Raw genomic sequence first — 23,283 nt, 5'->3', positions numbered from 1 at the left:
TTGAGCGGGACTTGGAATTTTCGCGATGCTTTGGCTGCGGCGCTCAACGAGTCGACTTGGGAACGAGGATGACGCAGACACCGATCCGCATCACAGTGAACGGTAGAATGCACGAAATCACTGCGGCGCGAGACACGCCGCTGCTCTACGTGCTGCGCAACGATCTCGCGCTCAACGGTCCGAAATACGGTTGCGGCCTCGGTGAATGCGGCACCTGCACCGTCCTGATCGATGGCTCGGCGGCGCGCTCCTGCGTTATTCCGATCGGTGGCTGCGCCGGCCGCGACATCGTGACGCTCGAAGGGCTCGGCACCCGCGACAAGCCGGATGTGGTGCAGCAGGCTTTCATCGACGAACAGGCCGCGCAATGCGGCTATTGCGTCAACGGCATGATCATGACCACCGAGGCGCTGCTTGCGATCAACCCGCGGCCCACCGAACAGGAGGCGCTGGCGGCGCTGCGCTACAATCTCTGTCGTTGTGGAACACATATTGAAATCCTGCGCGCCGTGATGCGTGCGTCGGGCCAACTCGCCGAGGCCGCTGATTGATGGCCTCCCCTTCCTCCAACGGAGCTGAGCGCCAAGCCGGCTCGCTCGTCGTCGTCCGCACCGTGGACGAGGTCACATCCGAGACCTTCGTCCGCATCACCGCGGACGGGTCGGTCAACGCCTATAACGGCCATGTCGATCTCGGCACCGGCATACGCACGGCGCTTGGCCAGATCGTGGCTGAAGAGCTCGACGTCTCCTTTGCCCGCGTCGTCGTGGTGCTCGGCGACACCGCAACGGTGCCGAACCAGGGCGCCACGATCGCGAGCGAGACCATCCAGATCACCGCCGTTCCCCTGCGCAAAGCCGCCGCGCAGGCGCGGCACTTTCTGATCGCACGTGCGGCCGAGCGCCTGGAGCTGCCGGCTGCCGATCTCAGAATCGAAGACGGCCTTGTGCGCGGGCACGACAATCGCAGCGTCAGCTACGGCGAGTTGATCGGCGGAGAGACCATTCGTCTGGAGCTTGCCGACGACGTCGCCGTTAAGCCCGTCGGCGATTACGCCATTGTCGGCCAATCGATGCCCCGCGTCGACCTGCCCGCCAAGGCCACCGGCGAGCTGACCTTCGTGCACGACATCCGCGTATCAGGCATGCTGCATGGCCGCGTGGTGCGCCCGCCCTATGCCGGCGTCGACGCCGGCCCGTTCGTCGGCACCAGCCTGATTTCGGTCGATGAATCCTCGGTGCGCGACATTCCCGGCATCATAGCCGTCGTGCGCATCGGCGATTTCGTCGGCGTGGTCGCGGAGCGCGAGGAGAACGCGATCCGCGCGGCAGAGCAGCTTGCGGTGAGCTGGAGGCCGACGCCTGATCTGACCGATCTCGCCGACGTCGAGAACGCACTTCGTGCCAACCCGTCCACGCCGCGCACGCTGATCGACAAGGGCGATGTCGATGCTGCCATTGCCGGTGCGGCCAAGCCGATGCAGCGCACTTACGTCTGGCCATATCAGATGCATGCCTCGATCGGCCCGTCCTGCGCGGTCGCCGACGTCCAGGACGGCAACATCCGCGTCTGGTCGGGCACGCAAAATCCGCACCTGCTGCGCGGAGACCTGTCGCTGCTGATCGAGCGTCCCGAGAGCGAGATCGAGGTGATCAGGTTGGAGGCCGCCGGCTGCTACGGCCGCAACTGCGCCGACGACGTCACCGCGGACGCATTGTTGCTCTCGCGCGCGGTCGGCCGACCCGTGCGCGTGCAGCTGACGCGCGAGCAGGAACATGCCTGGGAGCCCAAGGGGGCCGCGCAGCTCATCGACGTCAATGGCGGCCTGGACGCGAAGGGCGACGTCGCGGCTTACGATCTCGCCACACGCTATCCGTCGAATGCCGCGCCGACGTTGGCGCTGTTGCTGACGGGGCGGATATCGCCGAAGCCGGACGTCCTCCAGATGGGCGACCGCACCGCGATCCCGCCTTACGATTACGACCACATGCGCGTCGTCGCCCACGACATGGCGCCGATCGTGCGCGCGTCCTGGTTTCGCGGCGTCTCGGCCCTGCCGAACACCTTTGCGCATGAATCCTATATCGACGAGGCCGCGACCGAGGCCGGCGTCGACCCGATCGAATACCGCCTGCGTTACCTGAAGGACCAGCGCGCCGTCGATCTCGTCCATGCGGTCGCCGAGCGCGCGGGCTGGACGCCGCGGCCGGTGCGCGAAGAGAAAGACGGCGAGATCGTGCATGGGCGCGGCTTTGCCTATGCGCTCTACGTCCACAGCAAATTTCCCGGCTATGGCGCGGCGTGGTCGGCCTGGGTCACCGACGTTGCCGTGAACAAGTCGACCGGCGAGGTCAGCGTCACGCGAGTCGTCGCGGGCCAGGATTCCGGATTGATGATCAACCCGGACGGCGTGCGCCACCAGATCCGCGGCAACGTCATCCAGTCCACCAGCCGCGCGCTGATGGAGGAGGTCTCGTTCGAGCGCGGCGCAGTCGCGGCGCGCGAATGGGGCGCTTATCCGATCATCCCCTTCCCTGACGTGCCCAAAATCGATGTGTTGTTGCTGCCCCGGCCGGACCAGCCGCCGCTCGGCGTCGGCGAGTCCGCCTCGGTCCCGAGTGCGGCTGCGATTGCGAACGCGATCTTCGATGCCACCGGCGTGCGCTTTCGCGAGCCGCCGTTCACGCCCGAGCGCATCCTGAAAGGACTACACAGCGGCGGGCCGGCCACGCCGCAGGCGCTGCCCGCTTCCGCTACGCCACAGCCATCCCGCATCTGGGAGAATCCGTTCGCCAAACGCGCCGGCGTCTTCGCGACGATCGCGGCCGTCTGCACTGCCGCGATCGGCATCGGCGCGGCGCTTCTTCCGGGACGCGCCATCGCGCCGATCGCGCGGCCCGACCCATCGGTCTATTCGGCAGCGACCATCGCGCGCGGGCAACAACTGGCCGCACTCGGCAATTGCGCAGAGTGCCACACGATGATCGGCGGTGCGCTCAACGCCGGTGGCCGCGCCCTGGAGACGCCGTTCGGCACGATCTACGCAACCAACATCACGCCAGACGCTGAAACCGGTATCGGCGCCTGGTCCTATCCCGCGTTCGAGCGCGCGATGCGCGACGGGCTGCATCGCGACGGGCGGCAGCTCTATCCCGCCTTCCCTTACACGCACTTTTCGAAGACCGGCGACGCCGACATGCAGGCGCTCTACGCCTACCTGATGGCACAGCCTGCGGTGCGCGCGACGCAGCCTGCGAATGCGCTCGCCTTCCCGTTCAATCTCCGCCCGCTACTTGCCGGATGGAATGCGCTGTTCCACCAGACGCGAGAGTTCAAGCCCGATCCCGCCAGATCCGAGGTCTGGAATCGCGGCGCTTATCTCGTCGAGGGACTCGGCCATTGCAGCGCCTGCCACTCGCCGCGCAACGCGCTCGGCGCAGAGCAGCGCAATGCCTATCTCGCCGGCGGTTTTGCCGAGGGCTGGGAAGCACCGGCGCTGACATCGATCTCGCACGCGCCGATCCCGTGGAGCGAGGACGAGCTCTACGCCTATTTGCGCACGGGCCACTCGCGATACCATGGCGTCGCCGCCGGGCCGATGGCGCCGATCGTCAGGGATCTCGCGGCCCTGCCCGACCAGGACATTCGTGCCATGGCGGTCTATCTCAACTCGTTCAACGACACCGTGACCGAAACGCGGGGCCTAGATGCACTTGCTGCAAAACTTGAGAGCTCAACGCAGGTCACGGTGGCGTCCTCCACCGGAGCGCGGCTCTATCAGGGCGCCTGCGCCGTCTGCCACGAGGTCGGCGGCCTGCCGCTGTTCGGCAGCCGCCCCTCGCTCGCGCTCAACACCAATCTGCACAGCGCGACATCAGACAATCTCTTGCAGGTGATCCTGCACGGCATCGCCGAGCCCGTGTCGAGCGATCTCGGCTATATGCCCGCCTTCAAGAACAGCATGAGCGATACGCAAGTTGAAGAGCTCGTCGCGTTCCTTCGCCAGCAGTTCGCGCCCGGTAAGCCGGCATGGACCGGCGTGCGTGAGACGATCGCACGCGTGCGATCGTCATCCACACACTAAATCAAGCGTGCTTCTTCGCCTCTACCGGCGGCGTGCCGTGCGTATGGAACGACTCGATCGTCTTCAGGCCCCATGCCTGCCCCTTCTTCCGCTCCTCTTCCGTCCACACGATCGGCTTCCAGTCGGGCGCGAGGATGAGGCGCGCGCCGGCATTGGCGACTTCGACGCGGTTGCCGCCGGGCTCGTAGACGTAGAGGAAGAAGGTCTGCTGGATCGCATGCTTGTGCGGGCCGGTCTCGATGTGGATGCCGTTCTCCAGGAAGATGTCGGCGGCGCGCAAGATTTCTTCGCGGCTGTCGAGCGCGTAGGTGACGTGGTGGAAGCGGCCGGGCGTGCCGGAATGGTCGAGTGAATAGGCGAAATCGTAGCTCTTGTTCGACATCGTCAGCCACATCGCCGCTTCGCGGCCGTCGTTCAGCACGATCTGCTCGGTGAGGCGGCAGCCGAGATAGTTCTCGAAGAACTCGCGGTTGGCCTTGATGTCCACAGCGAGGCAATTGAGGTGGTCGAGGCGGCGGACATTGACGCCGCGCGCGGGGAAGCGCTGTGCCTGGTTCTTCAGTGCGGGCTTCAACTCGGGCGGCGCTTGATACCATTCGGTCTCGTAATAGAGCTCGACGATGTGTCCATCGGGATCGCGGCAGCGGAAGGTCGGCCCCTGCCCCATGTCGCCGTCGATCCAGCCGATATCGAAGCCGGAACCCTTCAGCGCAGCGACGCGGCGCTCCAGCGCCTGCTGGCTGCGCGCGCGCAACGCCATGTGTTCCATGCCTGACGTCTTCGACGCCGTCAGTTTGAGCGAATAGCGCTCGTAATCGTCCCAGCCGCGCAAATAGACCGACTCGCCCTTTTGTCCGCTGATGGTCATGCCCATCACGTCGACGAAGAATTTCAGGCTCTCGTCGGGCTTCGGCGTCAACAGCTCCATGTGGCCGAGATGAGCGAGATCGAGGATCGGTTCAGGCTGCATCATGTCCTCCAAGACGTGGCTTGCGATCCGCTGGACCGGATCCCGCGATCTGGCACAGGCAGCAATCCGCTCAAGCGCCGGTGGGCGGCCCCGAGGCTGCCAGTTCATTTGTACCAATGTACAAATGATTAGGTCCCGTCAACAAATCAAACATCGCCGCCGAGAGTGAATGACGGGCCATCCAGGATGACAAGCCCTCCTTCGAACGGCGGTCGACTGCCCGAATGGTAAAATCTTCCTTAAACACGCCTGGGGCCCGCCCGCCGGGAAAAAGCAGCATTTTCCGTCCGCTTCTGCCAGGAAGTATGCATTGGGAACAAACCTCGCACCCGAATTGTCGCGGATTTAACGAAGCGCCGGCGCCTGCCGCTTAACCGTTTGTCCAGCGACGGCCATGCATAGTCCCGGACAACCCGTTGCTCTTGTCAGGTTCATTCATTGTGACATCTTTTGGACGCGTGATTTCGGTTCGCGGATCGCTCGCCCGGGTCGGCCTGCTGGCTGAAAGCCGGATGCCAGTCTCGGAAGTGCGGGCAACCGTCGGCCGCTTCGTCAGCATCCGCTGCGCCAGTTCGGTCATCGTCGCGATGATCACCGAGGTGTCCTGCGAAAACCTGTCGAGCACCGACAATTTGATCGCCATCGCCTCGGTCGACCTGCTGGGCGAAATCCTCAATGCCGCAGGCAAGGCCAAATTCCAGCGCGGCGTCACCAACTATCCGACTATCGGGGATTCCGTCGACCTGATCACGAGCCAGGAGCTGCGCACGATCTACGCGCCGACCGGCTCCGACCAGATCAATGTCGGCTTCCTTCAGCAGGACCCATCCGTCATCGCCTATGTCGACATCGAGGAAATGCTCTCCAAGCACTTTGCGGTGCTGGGATCGACCGGCGTCGGCAAATCGACCGGTGTGTCGCTCCTGCTCAACGAGATCCTCAAGGCACGCCCGAACCTGCGCATCTTCCTGCTCGATGTGCACAACGAATATGGCCGCTGCTTCGGCGACCGCGCGCTGGTGCTCAACCCGCGCAATCTGAAACTGCCGTTCTGGCTGTTCAATTTCGAGGAAATCGTTGACGTGCTGTTCGGCGGCCGCGCCGGCGTACCGGAGGAGCTCGACGTCCTCGCCGAGGTCATTCCGCTCGCCAAGGGCGTCTACACTCAGTACCAGAACGCCGACCGCATTGGCCTGAAGCGCATCGATCCAAAGCAGATCGGTTATACCGTCGACACGCCGGTGCCCTATCGCCTGGTCGATCTGATGTCGCTGATCGACGAGCGCATGGGCAAGCTCGAGAACCGCTCCTCGCGCATCATCTATCACAAGCTGATCTCCCGCATCGAGGCCGTCCGCAACGACCCGCGCTACGCCTTCATGTTCGACAACGCCAATGTCGGCGGTGACACCATGGCCGAGGTGATCAGCCATCTGTTCCGCCTGCCGGCCAACGGCAAGCCGATGACGGTGATGCAGCTCGCCGGCTTCCCGGCCGAGGTCATCGATTCCGTCGTCTCGGTGCTCTGCCGCATGGCCTTCGACTTCGGCCTGTGGAGCGACGGCGTTTCGCCGATGCTGTTCGTCTGCGAAGAGGCTCATCGCTACGCCTCCGCCGATCGCAACGTGGGCTTCGGGCCGACCCGCAAGGCGGTGTCGCGCATCGCCAAGGAAGGCCGCAAATACGGCGTCTATCTCGGCCTCATCACCCAGCGTCCGGCCGAGCTCGACGCCACCATCATCTCCCAGTGCAACACGCTGTTCACGATGCGTCTTGCCAACGAGCGCGACCAGGCGCTGCTGCGCGCCGCGGTGTCCGATGCGGCCGCGAACCTGCTCTCGTTCGTGCCCTCGCTCGGCACCCGCGAAGTGCTGGCATTCGGCGAAGGTGTCGCGCTGCCGACGCGGCTGCGCTTCAAAGAGGTCCCGCCGCATCAATTGCCGCGCGGCGAAGCCACCATCAGCAGCGTGCCGTCCGTCACCTCCGGTCACGACATGCATTTCGTCGGCGCCGTGCTCGAGCGCTGGCGCGGTGCCACCTCGCAGCGCGACGTTCCGAACGATCCGGTGTTCTCGGTGCCGCCCGCGAAGACGCTCTCCAACGTCGAAGCCCCGATGCTGCAACCGTCGATGGGACTGGATCCGGACCGCTTCTCGCTGCTGAAGAAGCCGCTGCGGTAAAGCAACGCTCGTTTTCCAGCCCCGGCATTGCGAGCCTGACGTCACGTTGAGCAAGGCACCGGCATCGACTATGGTTGCCGGCCCCAAGCCGGAATCCATGCTCATGACAACGCCCGCTCAACGCTTCCCCGCTCCCGCCCTCGATGCGCTCCCTGACGACATCCGCACACGTCTCCTCGCCGTGCAGGAGAAGAGCGGCTTCGTGCCGAACGTGTTTTTGACTCTCGCCTACCGCCCGGACGAGTTCCGCGCCTTCTTCGCCTATCACGACGCGCTGATGGAGAAGGACGGCGGCCTCACCAAGGCCGAGCGCGAGATGATCGTGGTCGCGACCTCGGCAGCCAATCAGTGCCAGTATTGCGTGATTGCGCATGGCGCGATCCTGCGCATCCGCGCCAAGAACCCGCTGATCGCGGACCAGGTCGCGACGAACTACCGCAAGGCCGACATCACGCCGCGGCAAAAGGCGATGCTCGACTTCGCGATGAAGGTCTCGGCCGATGCGCAGCGGATTTCCGAGGACGATTTCACCGCGCTCGCGCCGCATGGCTTCAGCGACGACGACATCTGGGACATCGCCGCAATCTCCGCCTTCTTCGCATTATCAAACCGGCTGGCGAATTTCACCGGCATGCGCCCGAATGACGAATTCTATCTGATGGGACGGCTGCCGAAGAAATGACCGACCGCGGCGAGCGCGGAAGAAACGCGCCGCCGACAAATGGAGCGGATGAGTTCCCGTTTGACGGGAACTCTGTGTTTTCGCAATCGCACACGTTTAATTAAGAATCTCACCCTCAACTAGCACAACGCTTTGGCACAACTTGCGCGGTTTCCGTCACTGGAGACGCGGATGAGTCGTGCCTGTTGAGGGCCTCTCATGAACGTGCGGGCATTTGTTATCGCGACCTGTATTGGCACGGCATTCTTCGCGGCCGGATACGCATGGAACTATCAGCCCGAAATCATCAATGCGAACGAGATACGGAGCATGTTCGAATCGGAGCATGGCAAGGCGCGGGCTGCCGTTTTGCGCGTCCTCCTTGCGCCGAATTCAGCTCACTTCAACGGCCTGCGAACGATCGATGCAGATCAGGCAAAATACGTATGCGGCTCCGTAAAGGCGATGGACAAGGAGAGGCAGTATGTCGAGGCAGCGTTCGTTTACACCGTCGCGATCGATTTTGCCCGTATCGACGACGGTGGGCGGATAACGTCGCAGCGCTCTCCTTACAAGCCCTGCCCAAGTGCGGACGATGAAAAAATTGCCGACCAGAACACACTCATATCGCCAGGCGCGCTGTCGATGATCAAGACCGTCGAAAAAATCATCCCCAAGTCCAGCGGCGGAACGATGGAACAACAGCTTGGCCAGCTGGCCGGACAGACAGCGGCGATCGCGCCAGGTTCAGCGGTCCCGCAGAGATCGGCCGGCTTATCGGGTTCGGCAGCCTCAGCAGGGGCAGGACGGCCGGCAGCACAGCATTCAAGTTCGGGCGTGGAGGCGCGACGGGCAGATGAACTGACGTGGCGTGTCGATCAGCCGCCGGCCGCATGGCCGAGTTTCACCTCGGACCATCCGCTGGCTAAATCGGCGCAGAAGCGGACGAGCGCCGAGGCCCTGGCTTTCGCGAAGGATGTCGAGCATCGCTTGGAGGAAGCCAACTCATCTGGCGTTCCGGCTAAGCGTCCTTCGCCTGAGGAGATCAAGGAAGCATGCCGCGCGCTACTTGCGATTGATCCCGCGGACAAGGATTATCCGCGGGCCTGGGCCGCCTTTGTGCGGTTGCGCAAAATCGATCGCGACGCTGCTGGTTGAACTGGCGCGAATCCGGACTAGCGCTTCGCCATCAACTCGAGCGCCGGGGCAAAGCGCTCTGAAAACGTCAATGCCTTGGCATGGTGAACTGCAGCGAACGATGCCGATATCCCGGCTGAAGCGACCACGAGCAGGGCAACGGCGAAAACCAGACGGCGCATTTCGGCCTCCTGTGTGAGTTCGACAACTCCAACAGATGGCACCGGCTTTGTTTCAGCACTGCTTCGCGCGGACGGAAGATGGTTTCGCTCAAGAGGTCGTGATCAGATCCGGTTTGCGGGGTCGCATGCCGTACTGACGTGAGCGTTGCGCCTAATCATCGTCCGCCGGACCGCACCAGCCGGGCAGATAGATCGCGTCCTTGCTCTTGGCTGAGGACATCGCCTTCTCGAGCGCCTTGTCGAAATTGGCATCCACGGCCTTGCGCGACAGCTTCCGGCGCAGATAATCGGCCCACAGGAATTCGGAGAACGGCGTGGTGTCCTTGGCGAAGCCGCCCATGCGGCGCAGCTCGCCGGCAAGGCTCCGGAAAGGATCGTCCTTGAGATCGACGACTGATTTGGGCAAATCGCGGAACGGTCGCCGTTCGCCCTTGGCGTCGTAGGGATAGACCCAGCGCTTGTTGTCCATCACGCCCCAGAACGCTTCGCGTTCGACCATCCTGAGATCGCCGACAATGGTGACCAGCACCTCCTTGACGCCCTCGTCGTGCAGCGCGCGACCGAGATGATGATGGTCGATCACGTAATAGCGCTCGTCGGGGCCGTGCACGACGGGGATCATATGCTTGCCGAGCAGATCGGCCTGCTTCTTCTTGTCGTGCTCGCGCCAGCGCTTGCGCTTCTCCTTGACCTCGCGCATCCCGACGGTCATCTGCGTCGGCCGCAGCGACAGGATCGACACCGGATGCACTCTCGGTTCGCGCGTATTGGTCATGGTCGACAGGCCCTTCACATGGTTGCAACAGCGTGGTCAGGTTCCCTGAACTATGCCACGGGCATCGCGCCGGCAAATGCATTCGGCTCAGCGGAGATTATTGCATCGCACCCTCTGCATGCCCGGCACGACCTCGGGTTCCGCGGTCATTCGTCCGCAGCCCTGCAGGATAGTGCGTACGCGCAATGCACGTGCGCGTTGAGAAGATTTTCTGCAACGCGTTGACCACGTATGCTATCTAAAATCGCTGCTTCGGAGTGATCCCTGCACCATGACAACCCAGCGGCCCATAAGCTCGGATGACGAGCACCGGGTGGTCCAGTTCAGGCCGCGCACCTCGCCTTCCCCGACGGGCTACCGCGGCAACGGTACCGTGCAGCAATTGCGCGTCGCGCCCGAGCCGCTCGACCTGTCGCGCTACGAGCAGCCCCGCACTGGACCGGACGATTTCCGCCATCGCATGCTCGCCAACATCGCGGCGCTGGCCTTCACCATCGCACTGACCGCGATCGGGATCTGGCTCGCGGTGAGCATCGCCGACCTGCGCCGGACCCAGGATTGCGTGCTGATGGGCCGCCGCGACTGCGTCAAGATCACGACGCCGCACATCTAGGCAACACATCTGGTAGGCAAGACATCTGCTAGCAAGACGTCTGGCGAGGCCCGCCGACGGTCCTTCGGCGGAAACGGCTCAACCGGGCATCGCCAGCCCTGTCCCCACACTCGCCGGCTCCATTGAACTCAGGGCGGCGCTCCGATATACGGGCTCTCGACCCGGCCAGAGGGGGGTTGAGGGCGTCATCGGGGCGCGATGCCCACCCACCGTTCCACTCTGGACAATCTGACAAATATCCGCAATCTATCAAAGGCTTAGTGATGTCCTCCACATTCGATCAGGTCGCTACGATCATCGCTGAAACCTGCGACATCCCGCGCGACACGATCACGCCGGATAGCCACGCCATCGATGACCTCGGCATCGACAGCCTCGATTTCCTGGACATCGCGTTCGCGATCGACAAGCAGTTCGGTATCAAGCTGCCGCTGGAAAAATGGACCCAGGAGGTCAACGACGGCAAAGCGACCACCGAGCAGTATTTCGTGCTGAAAAACCTGTGCGCCCGCATCGACGAACTGGTTGCGGCCAAGGGCGCGAGCGCCTAAGCGCGCGGTCATGCAACTCGAATACTTCCACATGATAGATCGCGTCGTCGACCTCAACGTCGACGCGAAGACGATTGTCGTCGAGGCTCAGGTCCCGATGGAGAGCACCATCTTCGAGGGGCACTTCCCGGGCTATCCCCTGATGCCCGGCGTGCTCCTGATCGAATCGATGGCGCAGGCCTCGGGCTGGCTTCAGCTTGGCGTGCTCAAATTCGAGCGCATGCCGATCCTGGCCGCCGTCAAGGAGGCAAAGGTCCGCGGCTCGGTCTTCCCCGGCGATCTCATGAGCATCGAGGCGAGCCTGGCCCATCAGGGCTCGGGCTACGCCGTGACCGAAGCCAAGATCAAGGTCGGCGGCAAGCTGCGTGCGAATTCGACACTGACCTTCACGCAGATTCCCTTCCCCAATGCGGATATGCGCTCCCATATGGACGCGATTGCCAAACGCGTCGGCTTTCCGCAACAGGCCGTATCGCCATGACCGAGACTGCTTCGAAGCCCGCCCAGACGGAAGTCTGGATCACCGGCATTGGCCTGGCCACCTCGCTCGGCGAGGGCCTGGACGCCAACTGGGCCGCGCTTCAGGAGAAGCGCATCAATGTCGACGAGAAGGGCTTTGCACCCTACATCGTGCACCCCCTGATGCCCGTCACCTTCGACAGCCAGATCCCGAAGAAGGGCGACCAGCGCCAGATGGAAGCCTGGCAGCGCATCGGCACCTATGCGGCCGGGCTTGCGCTCGACTCCGCCGGGATCAAGGGCAACAAGGACATCCTGTCGAAGATCGACATGGTGGTCGCCGCCGGCGGCGGCGAGCGCGATCTCAACGTCGACACCGGCGTGCTCACGGCCGAGGCCAAGGGCGCCAACGCGCCCGGCTTCCTCAACGAGCGGCTGATGAGCGATCTCAGGCCGACGCTGTTCCTGGCCCAGCTCTCCAACCTCCTCGCCGGCAACATCGCCATCGTGCACGGCATTGGCGGCACCTCGCGCACCTTCATGGGTGAAGAGGTTGCCGGCGCCGATGCCGCCCGCATTGCATTGTCGCGCATCGCCTCCGGCGAGAGCGACATCGCATTGATCGGCGGCTCGCACAATGGCGAGCGCAAGGACCTGATGGTCCTCTACGAATTCGGCGATTTCAATCTCAAGGACAAGTTCGCACCCGTGTGGGCGCGCAAGGACCACGCCGGCTTCGCGCTCGGCTCGGCTGGCGCGTTCCTGGTGCTGGAATCGAAGGCGCATGCGGAAGCGCGCGGCGCAAAGCCATTCGCGAAGCTGTCGAGTGTCGTTGCCGACCTTGCCCGGCGCAAGACCCCCGGCGACATGGCCGCGACGCTGGAGAAGCTTTGGGCGAAGCTGCCGAAGCGCGACGGCAAGGGCGCGATCATATCCGGTGCGACCGGCGCGGAGCCGGCGACATCGGAAGAGCGCGGCTTCCTGAAGGGCCACGCCGAGTTCCCGGTGCGCTCGACCGGTACGATGTTCGGCCACACCATGGAGACGCAATTCCCGCTCGGCATCGCGCTCGCCGCACTGTCGATCTCGCGCGGCGCGCTGTTTCCGCCGAACGATTCCACGGGCACCGAGATTGAAATGCAGGGAGCGCCCACCCAGATTGTGGTGGTGGGGGCCGGACACTGGCGCGGCGAAGGCATGGCGCTGGTCGAGGCAGTAAGCTAAAGCGCATTGCGCTTTGGCAGGTTATTGTTTGGGCATGATTTTCTCGGAAAACCGCGTCACGCTTTTTCGGATCATGCTCCAGCTCAAGCGGGGATCGACATGACTGCACCACGCGACAAACTCGGGCGTCCCGTCGTCGTCGTCACCGGCATGGGTATCATGACCTCGCTCGGCAACGGCAAGACCGACAATTGGGCGAAGCTCGTCGCCGGCGAATCCGGCATCCGCACCATCACGCGCTTTCCGGTCGATGGCCTGAAAACCACGATGGCCGGCACGGTGGATTTCGTCAGCGTCGATCCGTTCTCCTCCACCGGCCTGTCCGAGCGGATGGCCGAACTGGTGACGCAGGAAGCGCTGGACCAGGCCGGCATCGGCGCCAAGGCGGATTTCCCGGGTCCTCTCTTCCTTGCGGTCGCACCAGTCGAGGTCGAATGGCCGCAGCGCCGCGAGCTCGGCCGCGCCGTCGGTAAGCCCGACTTCAATTACGACGATCTGCTGCGCATCTCCGGCGGCGGCAAGTACAGCGCCTATCACCACCGCTTCATGTTTGGTTCGGTCGCGGCCTACCTCGCCGAGACCTTCGGCACCAAGGGCTCGCCGATCTCGTTGTCGACGGCCTGCGCTTCGGGCGCGACCTCGATCCAGCTCGGCGTCGAGGCGATCCGCCGCGGCGAAACCGATGCCGCGCTGTGCGTGGCGACCGACGGCACCGTGAATCCGGAGGCGCTGGTGCGCTTCTCGCTGCTCTCGGCGCTGTCGACCCAGAACGACCCGCCGCAGGCGGCCTCCCGTCCCTTCTCCAAGAACCGCGACGGTTTTGTCATGGCCGAAGGCGCGGGTGCACTGGTGCTCGAAAGCTATGAAGCCGCCACCGCGCGCGGCGCAAAAATCCTCGGTGTGATCGCCGGCTGCGGCGAGCTCACCGATTCTTTCCATCGCACCCGCTCGTCGCCCGACGGCAAGCCGATCATCGGGTGCATGAACAAGACACTGGCCGATGCCGGCATGACGCCGGACCAGATCGACCACATCAACGCGCACGGCACCGCGACGCCCGAGAACGACAAGATGGAGTACAATACGACATCGGCCGTGTTCGGCGATCTCGTCTCGAAGATTCCGGTCACCTCCAACAAGTCGATGGTCGGCCACACGATCTCGGCCGCCGGCGCGGTCGAGGCGATCTTCTCGCTGCTGACGCTGGAGCATCAGCGCATCCCGCCGACGATCAACTATGACAATCCGGATCCCACGATCCTGTTCGACGTCGTCGGCAACAAGGCACGCGATGCCCGCGTCACCGCTGTCATGTCGAACTCGTTCGGCTTCGGCGGCCAGAACGCCTCGCTGATCCTGACCCGCGAACCGGCCTGACCGGACGCATGGCGCTGCTTCCGGCGAGGACGAAGGCCCGCGCGCGGGAGACGGCCAAGTCGATCGGTGGAGGCCTGATCGGCGCTGCCACCGTCGGCATGTTGCGCACCACGCGTTATTTCGATCCGGCCAAGACCTCGGACTTTTTCGCACGCGTCACGAGGCTGATCGGGCCCCGACTTCGCGAGCACCGCATCGGTCGCGCCAACCTCGCTGCCGCCTTTCCGGAAAAGTCGCCCGAGGAAATCGAATCCATCCTGATGGGCGTCTGGGACAATCTCGGTCGCGTCGGCGCCGAATTCGCCCATATGGACCACGTCTGGGATTACGACCGCGATCATCCGGAAAACAGTCGGATCGACCTGCCCAGCCGCAGCATCGAGCTGTTCGACCGCATCCGCGACGACGGCAAGCCGGCGCTGATCTTCGCCGCGCATCTGGCCAACTGGGAACTGCCGGCGCTCGCCGCCGTCGCACACGGGCTCGATGCGGCGATCCTCTACCGTCGCCCGAATATCGCCTCCGCCGACCGCATCATCCAGGAGATGCGCCAGGTCAACATGGGCACGCTGATCCCGGCGGGGCGCGACGCGCCGCTGCGGCTCGCGCAGGCGCTCAAGGACGGCAAGCACGTCGCCATGCTGATCGACCAGTATCTGACCGGCGGCGTCGAGGTCACCTTCTTCGGCCGCAAGACCCGCGCCAATCCGATGCTGGCGCGCCTGTTGCGCCAGGTCGAATGCCCGATCCACGGCGCCCGCATCATCCGCCTCCCCGGCGGCCGCTTCACCGCCGAGCTCACCGAAGAGGTCCCGCCGGTGCGGGACGCCGACGGCAAGATCGACATTCAGGGCACCACGCAGGCGATCACGAGCGTGGTGGAAGGCTGGGTCCGCGAGCATCCCGAGCAGTGGCTGTGGTTGCATCGCAGGTGGCGGTGATCTTGTTCCGTCATTGCGAGCGAAGCGAAGCAATCCAGAATCCCTCTGCGGAAAGATTCTGGATTGCTTCGTCGCTTCGCTCCTCGCAATGACGGGCGCGATTACCTTCCCGTCTTCACCCTGGTCCACAGCCGGTTGATGACCCGCTGGGTCGCCGGCTCACGCGCCGTGATGACGAACAGCTTTGCGAGCGTCGCCTCGTCTGGATAGATATTTTTGTCGTTCAAAATTTTCGGATCGACCAGCTTCTGGCTGGCGAGGTTGCCGTTGGCGTAGGACAGGAAGTCCGAGTTCTTGGCGGCGACATCAGGACGATAGAGATAGTTGATCAGCTCGTAGGCTTCCTTGACGTTCCTGGCATCCGCGGGGATCGCGAGATTGTCGAAGAACATCTGCGCGCCCTCCTTCGGAATCGTGTAGCCGATCTCGATACCGCCCTTCGCCTCCGCTGCGCGGGCGCGGGCCTGCATGATGTCGCCGGACCAGCCGACCACGAAGCAGATCTCGCCGGTCGCAAGCGCGCTTAAGTATTCGGACGAATGGAACTTGCGGACGGAGGGCCGAACCTTGGCCACGACGTCAGCAGCCTTCTCGAGGTCGGCCTGCTTGGTCGAGTTCGGATCGAGCCCAAGATAGTTCAACGCCGCTGGGAAGATGTCGTCGGCGGAATCCAGCATGTGCACGCCGCAGCCTTTGAATTTCGCCAAATTTTCCGGCTTGAACACGATGTCCCAGCTGTCGATCTTGGCGTCCGCTCCGAGAATCTGCTTCAGCTTGGCGACGTTGTAGCCGATGCCCGTCGTGCCCCACATGTAATTGGCGGCGTAGACATTGCCGGGGTCGTAGATCGCGAGACGTTCGGTCACCACCGGCCAGGCATTGGCCAAATTCGGCAGCTTCGACTTGTCGAGCTTCTGGAAGATGTTGGCCTTGATCTGGCGCTGGAGGAAATAGGCGGTGGGCACCACGACGTCATAGCCGGACTTTCCGGCCATCAGGCGCGTCTCCAGCGTCTCGTTGGCGTCGAAGGTGTCGTAGACGACCTTGATGCCGGTCTCCTTGGTGAAGGCCTCGAGGACGTCGGGCGCCACGTAGTTCGACCAGTTGTAGAAATTGACGACCCGCTCCTCGGCCCCTGCGGGGGCGGAGAGCAACGTCAGCGCGGCGGCGATCGCGAGGCCAAAACCAAAGCGGCTGACGATCGTCATCTCCTACCTCTTGCGCCCGCGCACTGCGTCCGACAGCCGCTCCAGCGCGGTATCGAGCGTCTGGTCTTTCTTGGCGAAGCAGAAGCGCACCACCGAGGTCACAGGGTCCTGCTCGTAGAAGGCCGACACCGGGATTGCCGCGACTTTGTAGTCCTTCACGATCCGCCAGCAGAACTCGGTGTCGCTCTCGTTCAGCCCGAGCGGCGACAGGTCGACGGTGAGGAAGTAGGTGCCTTGCGACTTCAGCACGGGGAAGCCGAGGCTCTCCAGCCCCTTGGCGAGGCGGTCCCTGCTCCGCGCCAGGTCCTTGCGCATCGACAGGAAGTAGTCGTCGGGCTTGCCGAGCCCGTAGGCGACGGCGGCCTGGAGGTTCGGCGCGGTGGTGAAGGTCAGGAACTGGTGCACCTTGGCGGCAACGCGCAGCAGCGGCGGCGCGGCGCAGACGAAGCCGATCTTCCAGCCCGTCAGCGAGAAGATCTTGCCGGCCGAGCCAACCTTGATGGTGCGGTCGCGCATGCCCGGGATGGTGATCAGCGGGATGTGCTTGTGCTCGTCGAAGGTGACGTGTTCCCAGACCTCGTCGCAGATCGCGATGACGTCGAACTCCTGGCAGTAGCGCGCCAGCAGCTCGAGGTCCTCGCGCGGAAACACCACCGCGGACGGATTCAGGGGATTGTTGAAGAGCACCGCCTTGGTCTTTGAATTGAAGACGCTTTTCAGCATGTCCTCATTCAGCCGCCAATGCGGCGGCTCGAGCCGGACCAGGCGCGGAATGCCGCCGGCCTGACGGATGATCGGCAGGTAGGAATCGTACACCGGCTGGAAGCACACCACCTCGTCACCGGGCTGGACGACGGCGAGGATGGCCGAGGTCAGGGCCTCGGTGCCGCCGGAGGTCACCATCACCTCGCTCATCGGATCGAGCTCGAGGCCGTGCCAGTGGCCGTAATGGGTCGCGATCGCCTGGCGCAGCTCCGGCAGGCCCATCATCGACGGGTACTGGTTGTAGCCGTTCAGCGAGGCATCGGCCGCGGCGCGGCGGATGTCCTCGGGACCGGGATCGTCGGGAAAGCCCTGCCCGAGATTGATGGCGGCATTGTCGCGCGCGGCCTGCGACATCGCCTCGAATATGGTGACGGGAAGGTCCGCGAAGACCTTGTTGAGGGACGAGCTCTTGGACATCGGCGGGATCAGCCGCCGACCTTGCTGGGAAGACCCGCCGCCTTCCAGCCCAGCATGCCGCCAGCCAGATGCTTGTCGTAAGGCAGGCCCGCGGCCTGCGCTGCCAGCGAGGCCGTCACCGAACGCTTGCCGGAGCGGCAGGCGAACACGACCTCTTTGCCGGCGGGATCGGGGATCGCTTTGGGATCGAAGGTCGAGAGCGGCACGACCACGCCGTAGGGATAAGCCTCGGCCTCGACCTCGTTCGGCTCGCGCACGTCGACGAGGAGATAGCGCCCTTCCGCGACACCCTTGGAGACCTCGTCCGGGGTCAGATCCTGTACTTGATTTGCCACATCATCCTCCAACGTCGCGGGCCGCTGCCGGGGCGATCCCGGCGGCCGGCAACCTCGCCTCTCGGCCGGTGAAAATCAAGCGCTACAAAGGCTTGAGCTGCCTTGCGCAAGTTAAAGCTAAATCGCAGCGACTTGAAGCGCGACCTTCGTGGTCAGGCCCGGGCGAACGCTACTTTACTTCTCGCCGTTGGGCTGTGAGGTCTCTCGCCAAGCTCGGTGTCATTCCCCGCGAAAGCGGGGAATCCAGTACGCCGCGGCCTCCCCGTATCCCCTCGCGGTCTCTGGAAGACTTGATCGCCCGCCTTCGCGGGCGATGACAGCGGTGGAGCTAAATCGTCACCTGGGTGCCGACCTCGACGACGCGGCCGGAGGGGATCTGGAAATAGTCGGTGGCGTCGTTGGCGGAACGGCTGAGCGAGATGAACAGCCGGTCCTGCCAGCGCGGCATGCCCGAATGGGCGGCCGGTTTCAGCGCCCGCCGCGACAGGAAGAACGAGGTCGACATGATGTCGAACTGCCAGCCGAGCTTGCGGGCGATCGCCAGCGCCTTCGGCACGTTGGGCGATTCCATGAAGCCGAATTTCAGCGTCACCTTGGAGAAGGTCGGCGAGATCTGCTCCAGTTTCACCCGCTCGGCCGGATCGATGCGCGGGGTCTGCGCGGTCTCGATGGTCAGAATGACGTTCTTCTCGTGCAGCACCTTGTAGTGCTTCAGACTATGCATCAGCGCGGTCGGCGCGCTGAGGGGGTCGCTGGTCAGGAACACGGCGGTGCCGGGCACGCGCTGCGGCGGCCGCTTCTCCAGCATCGCCACGAGGTCGGCGAGCGGGAATTCGAGCTTGCGCGACTTCTCGAAGAGCAGCCGGCTGCCGCGCCGCCATGTGTACATCAGGATGATCATGAGCGCGCCGAGCGCCAGCGGCACCCAGCCGCCCTCGAACACCTTGAGCAGGTTGGCGGCCAGGAAGGTGAGGTCGAGGAACAGGAACGGCGCGATCAGGGCGGCGGCCGTGAACGGCGACCATTTCCAGACCTTCCAGATCACCACGAAGCCCATCATCGCCGTGACCACCATGGTCCCGGTGACGGAGATGCCGTAGGCCGAGGCCAGCGCGCTGGAGGAGCGGAACAACAGCACCAGCAGCACCACCGCGACCAGCAGGAGCTGGTTGATGCGCGGGATGAAGATCTGGCCCGAATGGGCTTCGGATGTATGGCGAATTTCAAAGCGCGGCAACAGACCGAGCTGGATCGCCTGGCGCGTCAGCGAATAGGCACCGGTGATGACCGCCTGGCTCGCGATAACGGTTGCGGCGGTCGCCAGCACGACCATGCAGCCGCGGAAAAAGCCTTGCGGAAAGAGCTGGAAGAACGGGCTCACGATCGCGCCGGGATCGCCGAGCACGAGGGCGCCCTGCCCCAGATAGTTCAGCGCCAGCGACGGCAGCACGATAAACAGCCAGGCGGTCTGGATCGGCCGCTTGCCGAAATGGCCGAGGTCGGCATAGAGCGCCTCGGCGCCGGTGACCGCCAGGAACACCGCGCCGAGCGTCACGAAGCCGATGATGCCGTGGTGAATCATGAAGGACACGGCGTAGAGCGGGTTCAGCGCGAACAGCACCTGCGGCTGCTGGATGATCGGGTGGATCGCCGCGATCGCGATCACAGCGAACCAGACGCACATGATCGGGCCGAAGAAGGCGGCGACGCGAGCGGTGCCGCGGGACTGCACGGCAAACAGACCGACCAGGATGATCACGGTCAGCGGTACGATGTAAGGCTCGAAGTGCAGGGTGATGTCCTTCATACCTTCGATCGCCGACAGCACCGAGAGCGCCGGCGTGATCACGGCGTCGCCGTAGAACAGGGCGCCGGAAATGATGCCGAGCAGGACGATGGTGGTTCCGCGGGTGCCGACTGCGCGCTGGGCCAGCGCCATCAGGGCCAACGTGCCGCCCTCGCCGTTGTTGTCGGCACGGAGCAGGATCACGACATATTTGAGCGTCACCACGATGATGAGCGCCCACAGGATCAGGGAGAGCACGCCGAGCACCGCCGCCGGCGTCGGTACTCCCTCCGCGCCAGAAGCCGCCATGACCGCCTCGCGGAACGCGTAGAGCGGGCTGGTGCCGATATCGCCGTAGACGACGCCAATGCTGCCGAGTGTCAGCGCACCGAAACCGGCGGTGGTGTGGGCATCGCCATGCCCATTGGCCGCCGCCGTTTCCGGGGCGGAAATCGCTGCATCACTTGTCATGGGAGAGCCTGATGGCCTCTAAAAATGCTTCACTGCACAACGGCAGAAGGGCGCGCGGCTTATAGGCCTGCGCTGCTGGCATAGCCTAGCCCGATTTCGGGGCTTTGACATGCAATTTTGCATGACTTGGCCAATCGTCGTTTAGATGGTGACCTGGGTTCCGACTTCAACCACCCGTCCGGTGGGAATCTGGAAATAGTCGGTGGCGTCGTTGGCGGACCGGCTCAGCGCGATGAACAAATGGTCCTGCCAAAGCGGCATGCCGGACTGCGCCGACGCCTTCAGCGAGCGCCGCGACACGAAGAACGAGGTCGACATGATGTCGAACTGCCAGCCCTGCTTGCGCGCGATCGCGAGCGCCTTCGGCACGTTCGGCTGCTCCATGTAGCCGAAGCGCAGGCGGACCTTGAAGAACTTGTCGCTGATCTTCTCCATCCGGAAACGCTCCGACAAGTCGACCCGTGGCGTATGCGCGGTCTCGATGGTGAGGACCACGTTGTGCTCGTGCAGCACCTTGTTGTGCTTGAGATTGTGCAGCAGCGCGGTCGGCACGAAGGAGGGATCGCTGGTCAGGAACACCGCGGTGCCCTTGACGATGTGCGGCGGCCGCTTCTCCAGGCTCCGGATCAGATCGTCCAGCGGCACTTCGATCCGGCGCGTTTTCTGGACCAGGATCGCGGACCCTCGCCGCCAGGTCCAGATTGTCCCGGCCATGACGACGCCGAACAGCAGCGGCACCCAGGCGCCTTCGAGCAGCTTCAGAAGATTCGCGCTGAAGAAGCTTATGTCGACCACGACGAAGGGCAGGATCACGGCTGCGGCCGTCGCGGCCCGCCAGTTCCACAATTTCCAGATCACGATGAAGCCCATGATGCCGTCGGCAACCATGGTGGTGGAGACCGCAATGCCGTAGGCCGAAGCCAGATTACTAGGGGTGTGGAACAACAGCACCAGCAGCATCACACCGATCAGGAGCAGCCGGTTTACACGCGGCAGATAGATCTGGCCGGCGTGGGTTTCCGAGGTGAAGCGCACCTCGAAGCGCGGCAGGAGGCCGAGCTGCACAGCCTGATAGACCAGCGAATAGGCCCCGGTGATCACCGCCTGGCTCGCGATCACGGTCGCCGCGGTCGCAAGCCCAACCAGCGGCAGCACGAAGTGCTCGGGCACCATGCGGTAGAAGGAGTGTTCGATTGCGCTGGGATCGGACAGCACCAGTGCGCCCTGCCCGAAATAGTTGATTAGGAGCGAGGGCAGCACGAAGAACATCCAGGCCGACTGGATCGGCTTGCGGCCGAAATGGCCCAGATCTGCGTAGAGCGCCTCGCCGCCGGTCACCGCGAGGAACACCGCGCCCAGTGTCACCAGGCCAATCGTGCCGTGCGACAGCAGGAATTGCAGCGCGTAATAGGGATTGATCGCTGCTAGCACCGACGGATCGTCGGCGATGTGAACGGCGCCCAATACGGCAAGAACGGTGAACCAGACGACCATCACCGGCCCGAAGGCCGAGGCGACCAGCGCCGTCCCCTTGCTCTGGACCGCGAACAGCAGCGCCAGGATGAGCACGGTCAGGGGAACGACATAGTGCTCGAAGGCGGGCGTTGCGAGCTTCAGACCCTCGACCGCCGACAGCACCGAGATCGCGGGTGTGATCATGGAATCGCCGATGAACATGGAGGCGCCGACCACGCCGAGCGCCATCAGGAACCAGCTCCGCCGCCCGAGCGCGCGCTGACCGAGCGCCATGAGGGAAAGCGTGCCGCCCTCCCCGTTATTGTCGGCGCGCAGCAGCAGCAGGACGTATTTGGCGGTGACGACGATCAGCAGCGCCCAGAGGATCAGCGAGAGCACGCCGAGCACCATGACCCGCGAGACCGGCTGGCCATGGGCCGCGCCCCTGACTGCTTCATGGAATGCGTAGAGCGGCGACGTGCCGATGTCGCCGAAGACGACGCCGATGCTCCCGAGCGTCAGGCCCCAGAAACCAGAGGTGACCGGCCCGTCCGGAGCTTCGGTCGATGTGATGCTCGCCGTCATATGAAACTGGAACGCTTCTGCCCGAGAATTGATCCGGCGCCTTTTGACGGTTCCGGCGCCCCTGTCAATTGGCACCATAGCAGGCGCCGGGGCAGATGCTGTAACGGCGCAGCAACGGTCGCCGCTCACGCGACGACATGCCTCAGGTAAAGTGGTAGCGCAATAGCCCCGGGCCTTTCCGTTCCGATTGAAGCGAAACGGGCTCTACATTCTTGTTTTGTCGCGTTTTCTTCGCGCGAAACGGCGTTCACTTCGCTCGAAGACGCCTTAAGGCTTCAGATTTGGCGGCAGCGGCGGATCTTCACGCATCAGGGTGATGGTCACGCGCCGGTTGGCCGCCAGCGAGGGATCGTCCGGAAACAGCGGCTGGGTGTCCGCCTTGCCGGCGACGGCGAAGACATGGGCGGCCGGCAGGCCCTCACGTTCGAGGATCTGACGCACGGCATTGGCGCGGTCGGCCGACAGATCGAACGCGCCGTAGTCGCTGCGGGTCGGCACGAATCCGGCCGCGGTGTGGCCGGCGATGGAGACGCGCAGCGGCGTTGCCTTGAGCGGGACAGCGAGCTTCTCGATCAGGCGGCGGGTGCGGTCATAGGGCACCTTGGAGCCGTCGGCGAACATCGAGCGGCCGTCCTGGTCCACAATCTCGAGGTTGAGGCCCTGCTTGGTCTCCTCGAACATGATGTGCTTGGACATCTCGGTCAGCTCCGGCATGTCCTGCAACGCCTGACGCAGCGAGGCCGCCGCCAGCGCAAAATTCCGGTCGACCTTGATCTTCGCGCCCGACGTGCGGTCACGATCCTCCTGGTCCGGCGTCGGCGTGTTGGAGGAGTCCTCAGGCTGAATGTGATCGACGTTCTTCAGCCGAGGACGGGTCGGCAGGCCGTCGGACTCGACAATGCCGGAATAGCGCGCTTCGGTCTGGACACCGAAGGCGTCGCGCATGGAGCCCGCGACGACCTTCAGCTTGTTGGCATCCTGCGTCGAAAACGCGACGAGCATCACGAAGAAGCTCATCATCAGGCCCATCAGGTCGGCGAAGGTCACGAACCAGCCGTGACCGCCTCCGTGTGAATCGCCGCGCTTCTTCTTGGCCATATCTCAAAT

20 protein-coding genes are annotated in these 23,283 nt (G+C 64.1%); 11 read left to right on the top strand and 9 right to left on the bottom strand.

Annotated elements, in window-relative coordinates:
• The first annotated feature begins 68 nt into the window (after positions 1-68).
• On the top strand, positions 69-551 hold the full coding sequence (locus C7G41_RS13580) for a (2Fe-2S)-binding protein (RefSeq protein WP_106943065.1): 483 nt from the start codon (positions 69-71) through the stop codon (positions 549-551).
• Positions 551-4,084: a molybdopterin cofactor-binding domain-containing protein gene (locus tag C7G41_RS13575; protein WP_106943064.1), complete on the top strand. Its 3,534-nt coding sequence runs from the start codon at positions 551-553 to the stop codon at positions 4,082-4,084. Before C7G41_RS13580 ends, C7G41_RS13575 begins: the two co-directional genes overlap by 1 nt.
• 1 nt (position 4,085) lies before the next feature.
• Here C7G41_RS13575 and C7G41_RS13570 read toward each other — a convergent pair whose 3' ends face one another.
• Complete coding sequence (locus tag C7G41_RS13570) at positions 4,086-5,054, bottom strand: catechol 2,3-dioxygenase (protein WP_106943641.1); 969 nt, start codon at positions 5,052-5,054, stop codon at positions 4,086-4,088.
• 440 nt (positions 5,055-5,494) lie between these two features.
• Here C7G41_RS13570 and C7G41_RS13565 point away from each other — a divergent pair, with 440 nt between their 5' ends.
• The 3 genes from C7G41_RS13565 to C7G41_RS13555 all read left to right on the top strand — a co-directional run bounded on the left by C7G41_RS13565 (position 5,495) and on the right by C7G41_RS13555 (position 9,053).
• Positions 5,495-7,234, top strand: coding sequence for an ATP-binding protein (locus C7G41_RS13565; protein ID WP_199198358.1), 1,740 nt, complete (start codon positions 5,495-5,497; stop codon positions 7,232-7,234).
• Between the two features lie 103 nt (positions 7,235-7,337).
• Positions 7,338-7,916, top strand: a complete 579-nt coding sequence (locus C7G41_RS13560) for a peroxidase-related enzyme (protein ID WP_106943640.1) — start codon at positions 7,338-7,340, stop codon at positions 7,914-7,916.
• A gap of 198 nt (positions 7,917-8,114) precedes the next feature.
• Positions 8,115-9,053 carry a hypothetical protein gene (locus C7G41_RS13555; protein WP_106943062.1) on the top strand — a complete coding sequence of 313 codons (939 nt, stop codon included), beginning with the start codon at positions 8,115-8,117 and terminating at the stop codon, positions 9,051-9,053.
• Between the two features lie 17 nt (positions 9,054-9,070).
• On the opposite strand, the gene C7G41_RS37765 is transcribed toward C7G41_RS13555, so the two are convergent.
• The gene (locus C7G41_RS37765) at positions 9,071-9,214 is read right to left on the bottom strand and encodes a hypothetical protein (RefSeq protein ID WP_199198357.1); all 144 of its coding nucleotides are present in this window, start codon (positions 9,212-9,214) and stop codon (positions 9,071-9,073) included.
• A gap of 151 nt (positions 9,215-9,365) precedes the next feature.
• Positions 9,366-9,989, bottom strand: coding sequence for a ParB-like protein (locus C7G41_RS13550; protein WP_063992858.1), 624 nt, complete (start codon positions 9,987-9,989; stop codon positions 9,366-9,368).
• A 271-nt stretch (positions 9,990-10,260) separates the two neighbouring features.
• Between C7G41_RS13550 and C7G41_RS13545 the strand changes: the two genes are divergently transcribed.
• From C7G41_RS13545 to C7G41_RS13520, 6 genes are all read left to right on the top strand, one after another.
• A complete protein-coding gene (locus C7G41_RS13545) occupies positions 10,261-10,602 on the top strand; it encodes a hypothetical protein (protein WP_106943061.1) in 342 nt (113 codons plus the stop codon).
• A 263-nt stretch (positions 10,603-10,865) separates the two neighbouring features.
• On the top strand, positions 10,866-11,153 hold the full coding sequence (locus tag C7G41_RS13540) for an acyl carrier protein (RefSeq protein ID WP_007592476.1): 288 nt from the start codon (positions 10,866-10,868) through the stop codon (positions 11,151-11,153).
• A gap of 10 nt (positions 11,154-11,163) precedes the next feature.
• The gene (locus C7G41_RS13535) at positions 11,164-11,634 is read left to right on the top strand and encodes a 3-hydroxyacyl-ACP dehydratase FabZ family protein (RefSeq protein WP_106943060.1); all 471 of its coding nucleotides are present in this window, start codon (positions 11,164-11,166) and stop codon (positions 11,632-11,634) included.
• Entirely contained in the window at positions 11,631-12,836 is a 1,206-nt protein-coding gene (locus C7G41_RS13530) for a beta-ketoacyl-ACP synthase (RefSeq protein WP_007592478.1), read from the top strand. The genes C7G41_RS13535 and C7G41_RS13530 overlap by 4 nt, the downstream gene beginning before the upstream one ends.
• Before the next feature lie 99 nt (positions 12,837-12,935).
• Positions 12,936-14,213 carry a beta-ketoacyl-ACP synthase gene (locus C7G41_RS13525; RefSeq protein WP_007608847.1) on the top strand — a complete coding sequence of 426 codons (1,278 nt, stop codon included), beginning with the start codon at positions 12,936-12,938 and terminating at the stop codon, positions 14,211-14,213.
• An 8-nt stretch (positions 14,214-14,221) separates the two neighbouring features.
• Positions 14,222-15,154 (top strand): lipid A biosynthesis lauroyl acyltransferase, encoded by a 933-nt coding sequence (locus tag C7G41_RS13520; RefSeq protein WP_106943059.1) that lies wholly within the window; start codon positions 14,222-14,224, stop codon positions 15,152-15,154.
• A 101-nt stretch (positions 15,155-15,255) separates the two neighbouring features.
• Here C7G41_RS13520 and C7G41_RS13515 read toward each other — a convergent pair whose 3' ends face one another.
• From C7G41_RS13515 to C7G41_RS13490, 6 genes are all read right to left on the bottom strand, one after another.
• Positions 15,256-16,362 carry a polyamine ABC transporter substrate-binding protein gene (locus C7G41_RS13515; RefSeq protein ID WP_106943058.1) on the bottom strand — a complete coding sequence of 369 codons (1,107 nt, stop codon included), beginning with the start codon at positions 16,360-16,362 and terminating at the stop codon, positions 15,256-15,258.
• Between the two features lie 3 nt (positions 16,363-16,365).
• Positions 16,366-17,544 (bottom strand): aminotransferase, encoded by a 1,179-nt coding sequence (locus C7G41_RS13510; RefSeq protein WP_106943057.1) that lies wholly within the window; start codon positions 17,542-17,544, stop codon positions 16,366-16,368.
• 8 nt (positions 17,545-17,552) lie between these two features.
• Positions 17,553-17,879: a rhodanese-like domain-containing protein gene (locus tag C7G41_RS13505; protein WP_015686918.1), complete on the bottom strand. Its 327-nt coding sequence runs from the start codon at positions 17,877-17,879 to the stop codon at positions 17,553-17,555.
• 328 nt (positions 17,880-18,207) lie between these two features.
• Positions 18,208-20,136 (bottom strand): potassium transporter Kup, encoded by a 1,929-nt coding sequence (locus C7G41_RS13500; RefSeq protein WP_106943056.1) that lies wholly within the window; start codon positions 20,134-20,136, stop codon positions 18,208-18,210.
• Between the two features lie 141 nt (positions 20,137-20,277).
• Complete coding sequence (locus C7G41_RS13495; protein WP_199198356.1) at positions 20,278-22,176, bottom strand: potassium transporter Kup; 1,899 nt, start codon at positions 22,174-22,176, stop codon at positions 20,278-20,280.
• Between the two features lie 267 nt (positions 22,177-22,443).
• The gene (locus C7G41_RS13490) at positions 22,444-23,274 is read right to left on the bottom strand and encodes a flagellar motor protein MotB (RefSeq protein WP_007592497.1); all 831 of its coding nucleotides are present in this window, start codon (positions 23,272-23,274) and stop codon (positions 22,444-22,446) included.
• Positions 23,275-23,283 lie beyond the last annotated feature (9 nt).

It is taken from the genome of Bradyrhizobium sp. MOS002 (assembly GCF_003020115.1).
GTDB lineage: Bacteria > Pseudomonadota > Alphaproteobacteria > Rhizobiales > Xanthobacteraceae > Bradyrhizobium.
This window is presented reverse-complemented; position numbering and strand designations above follow the sequence as displayed.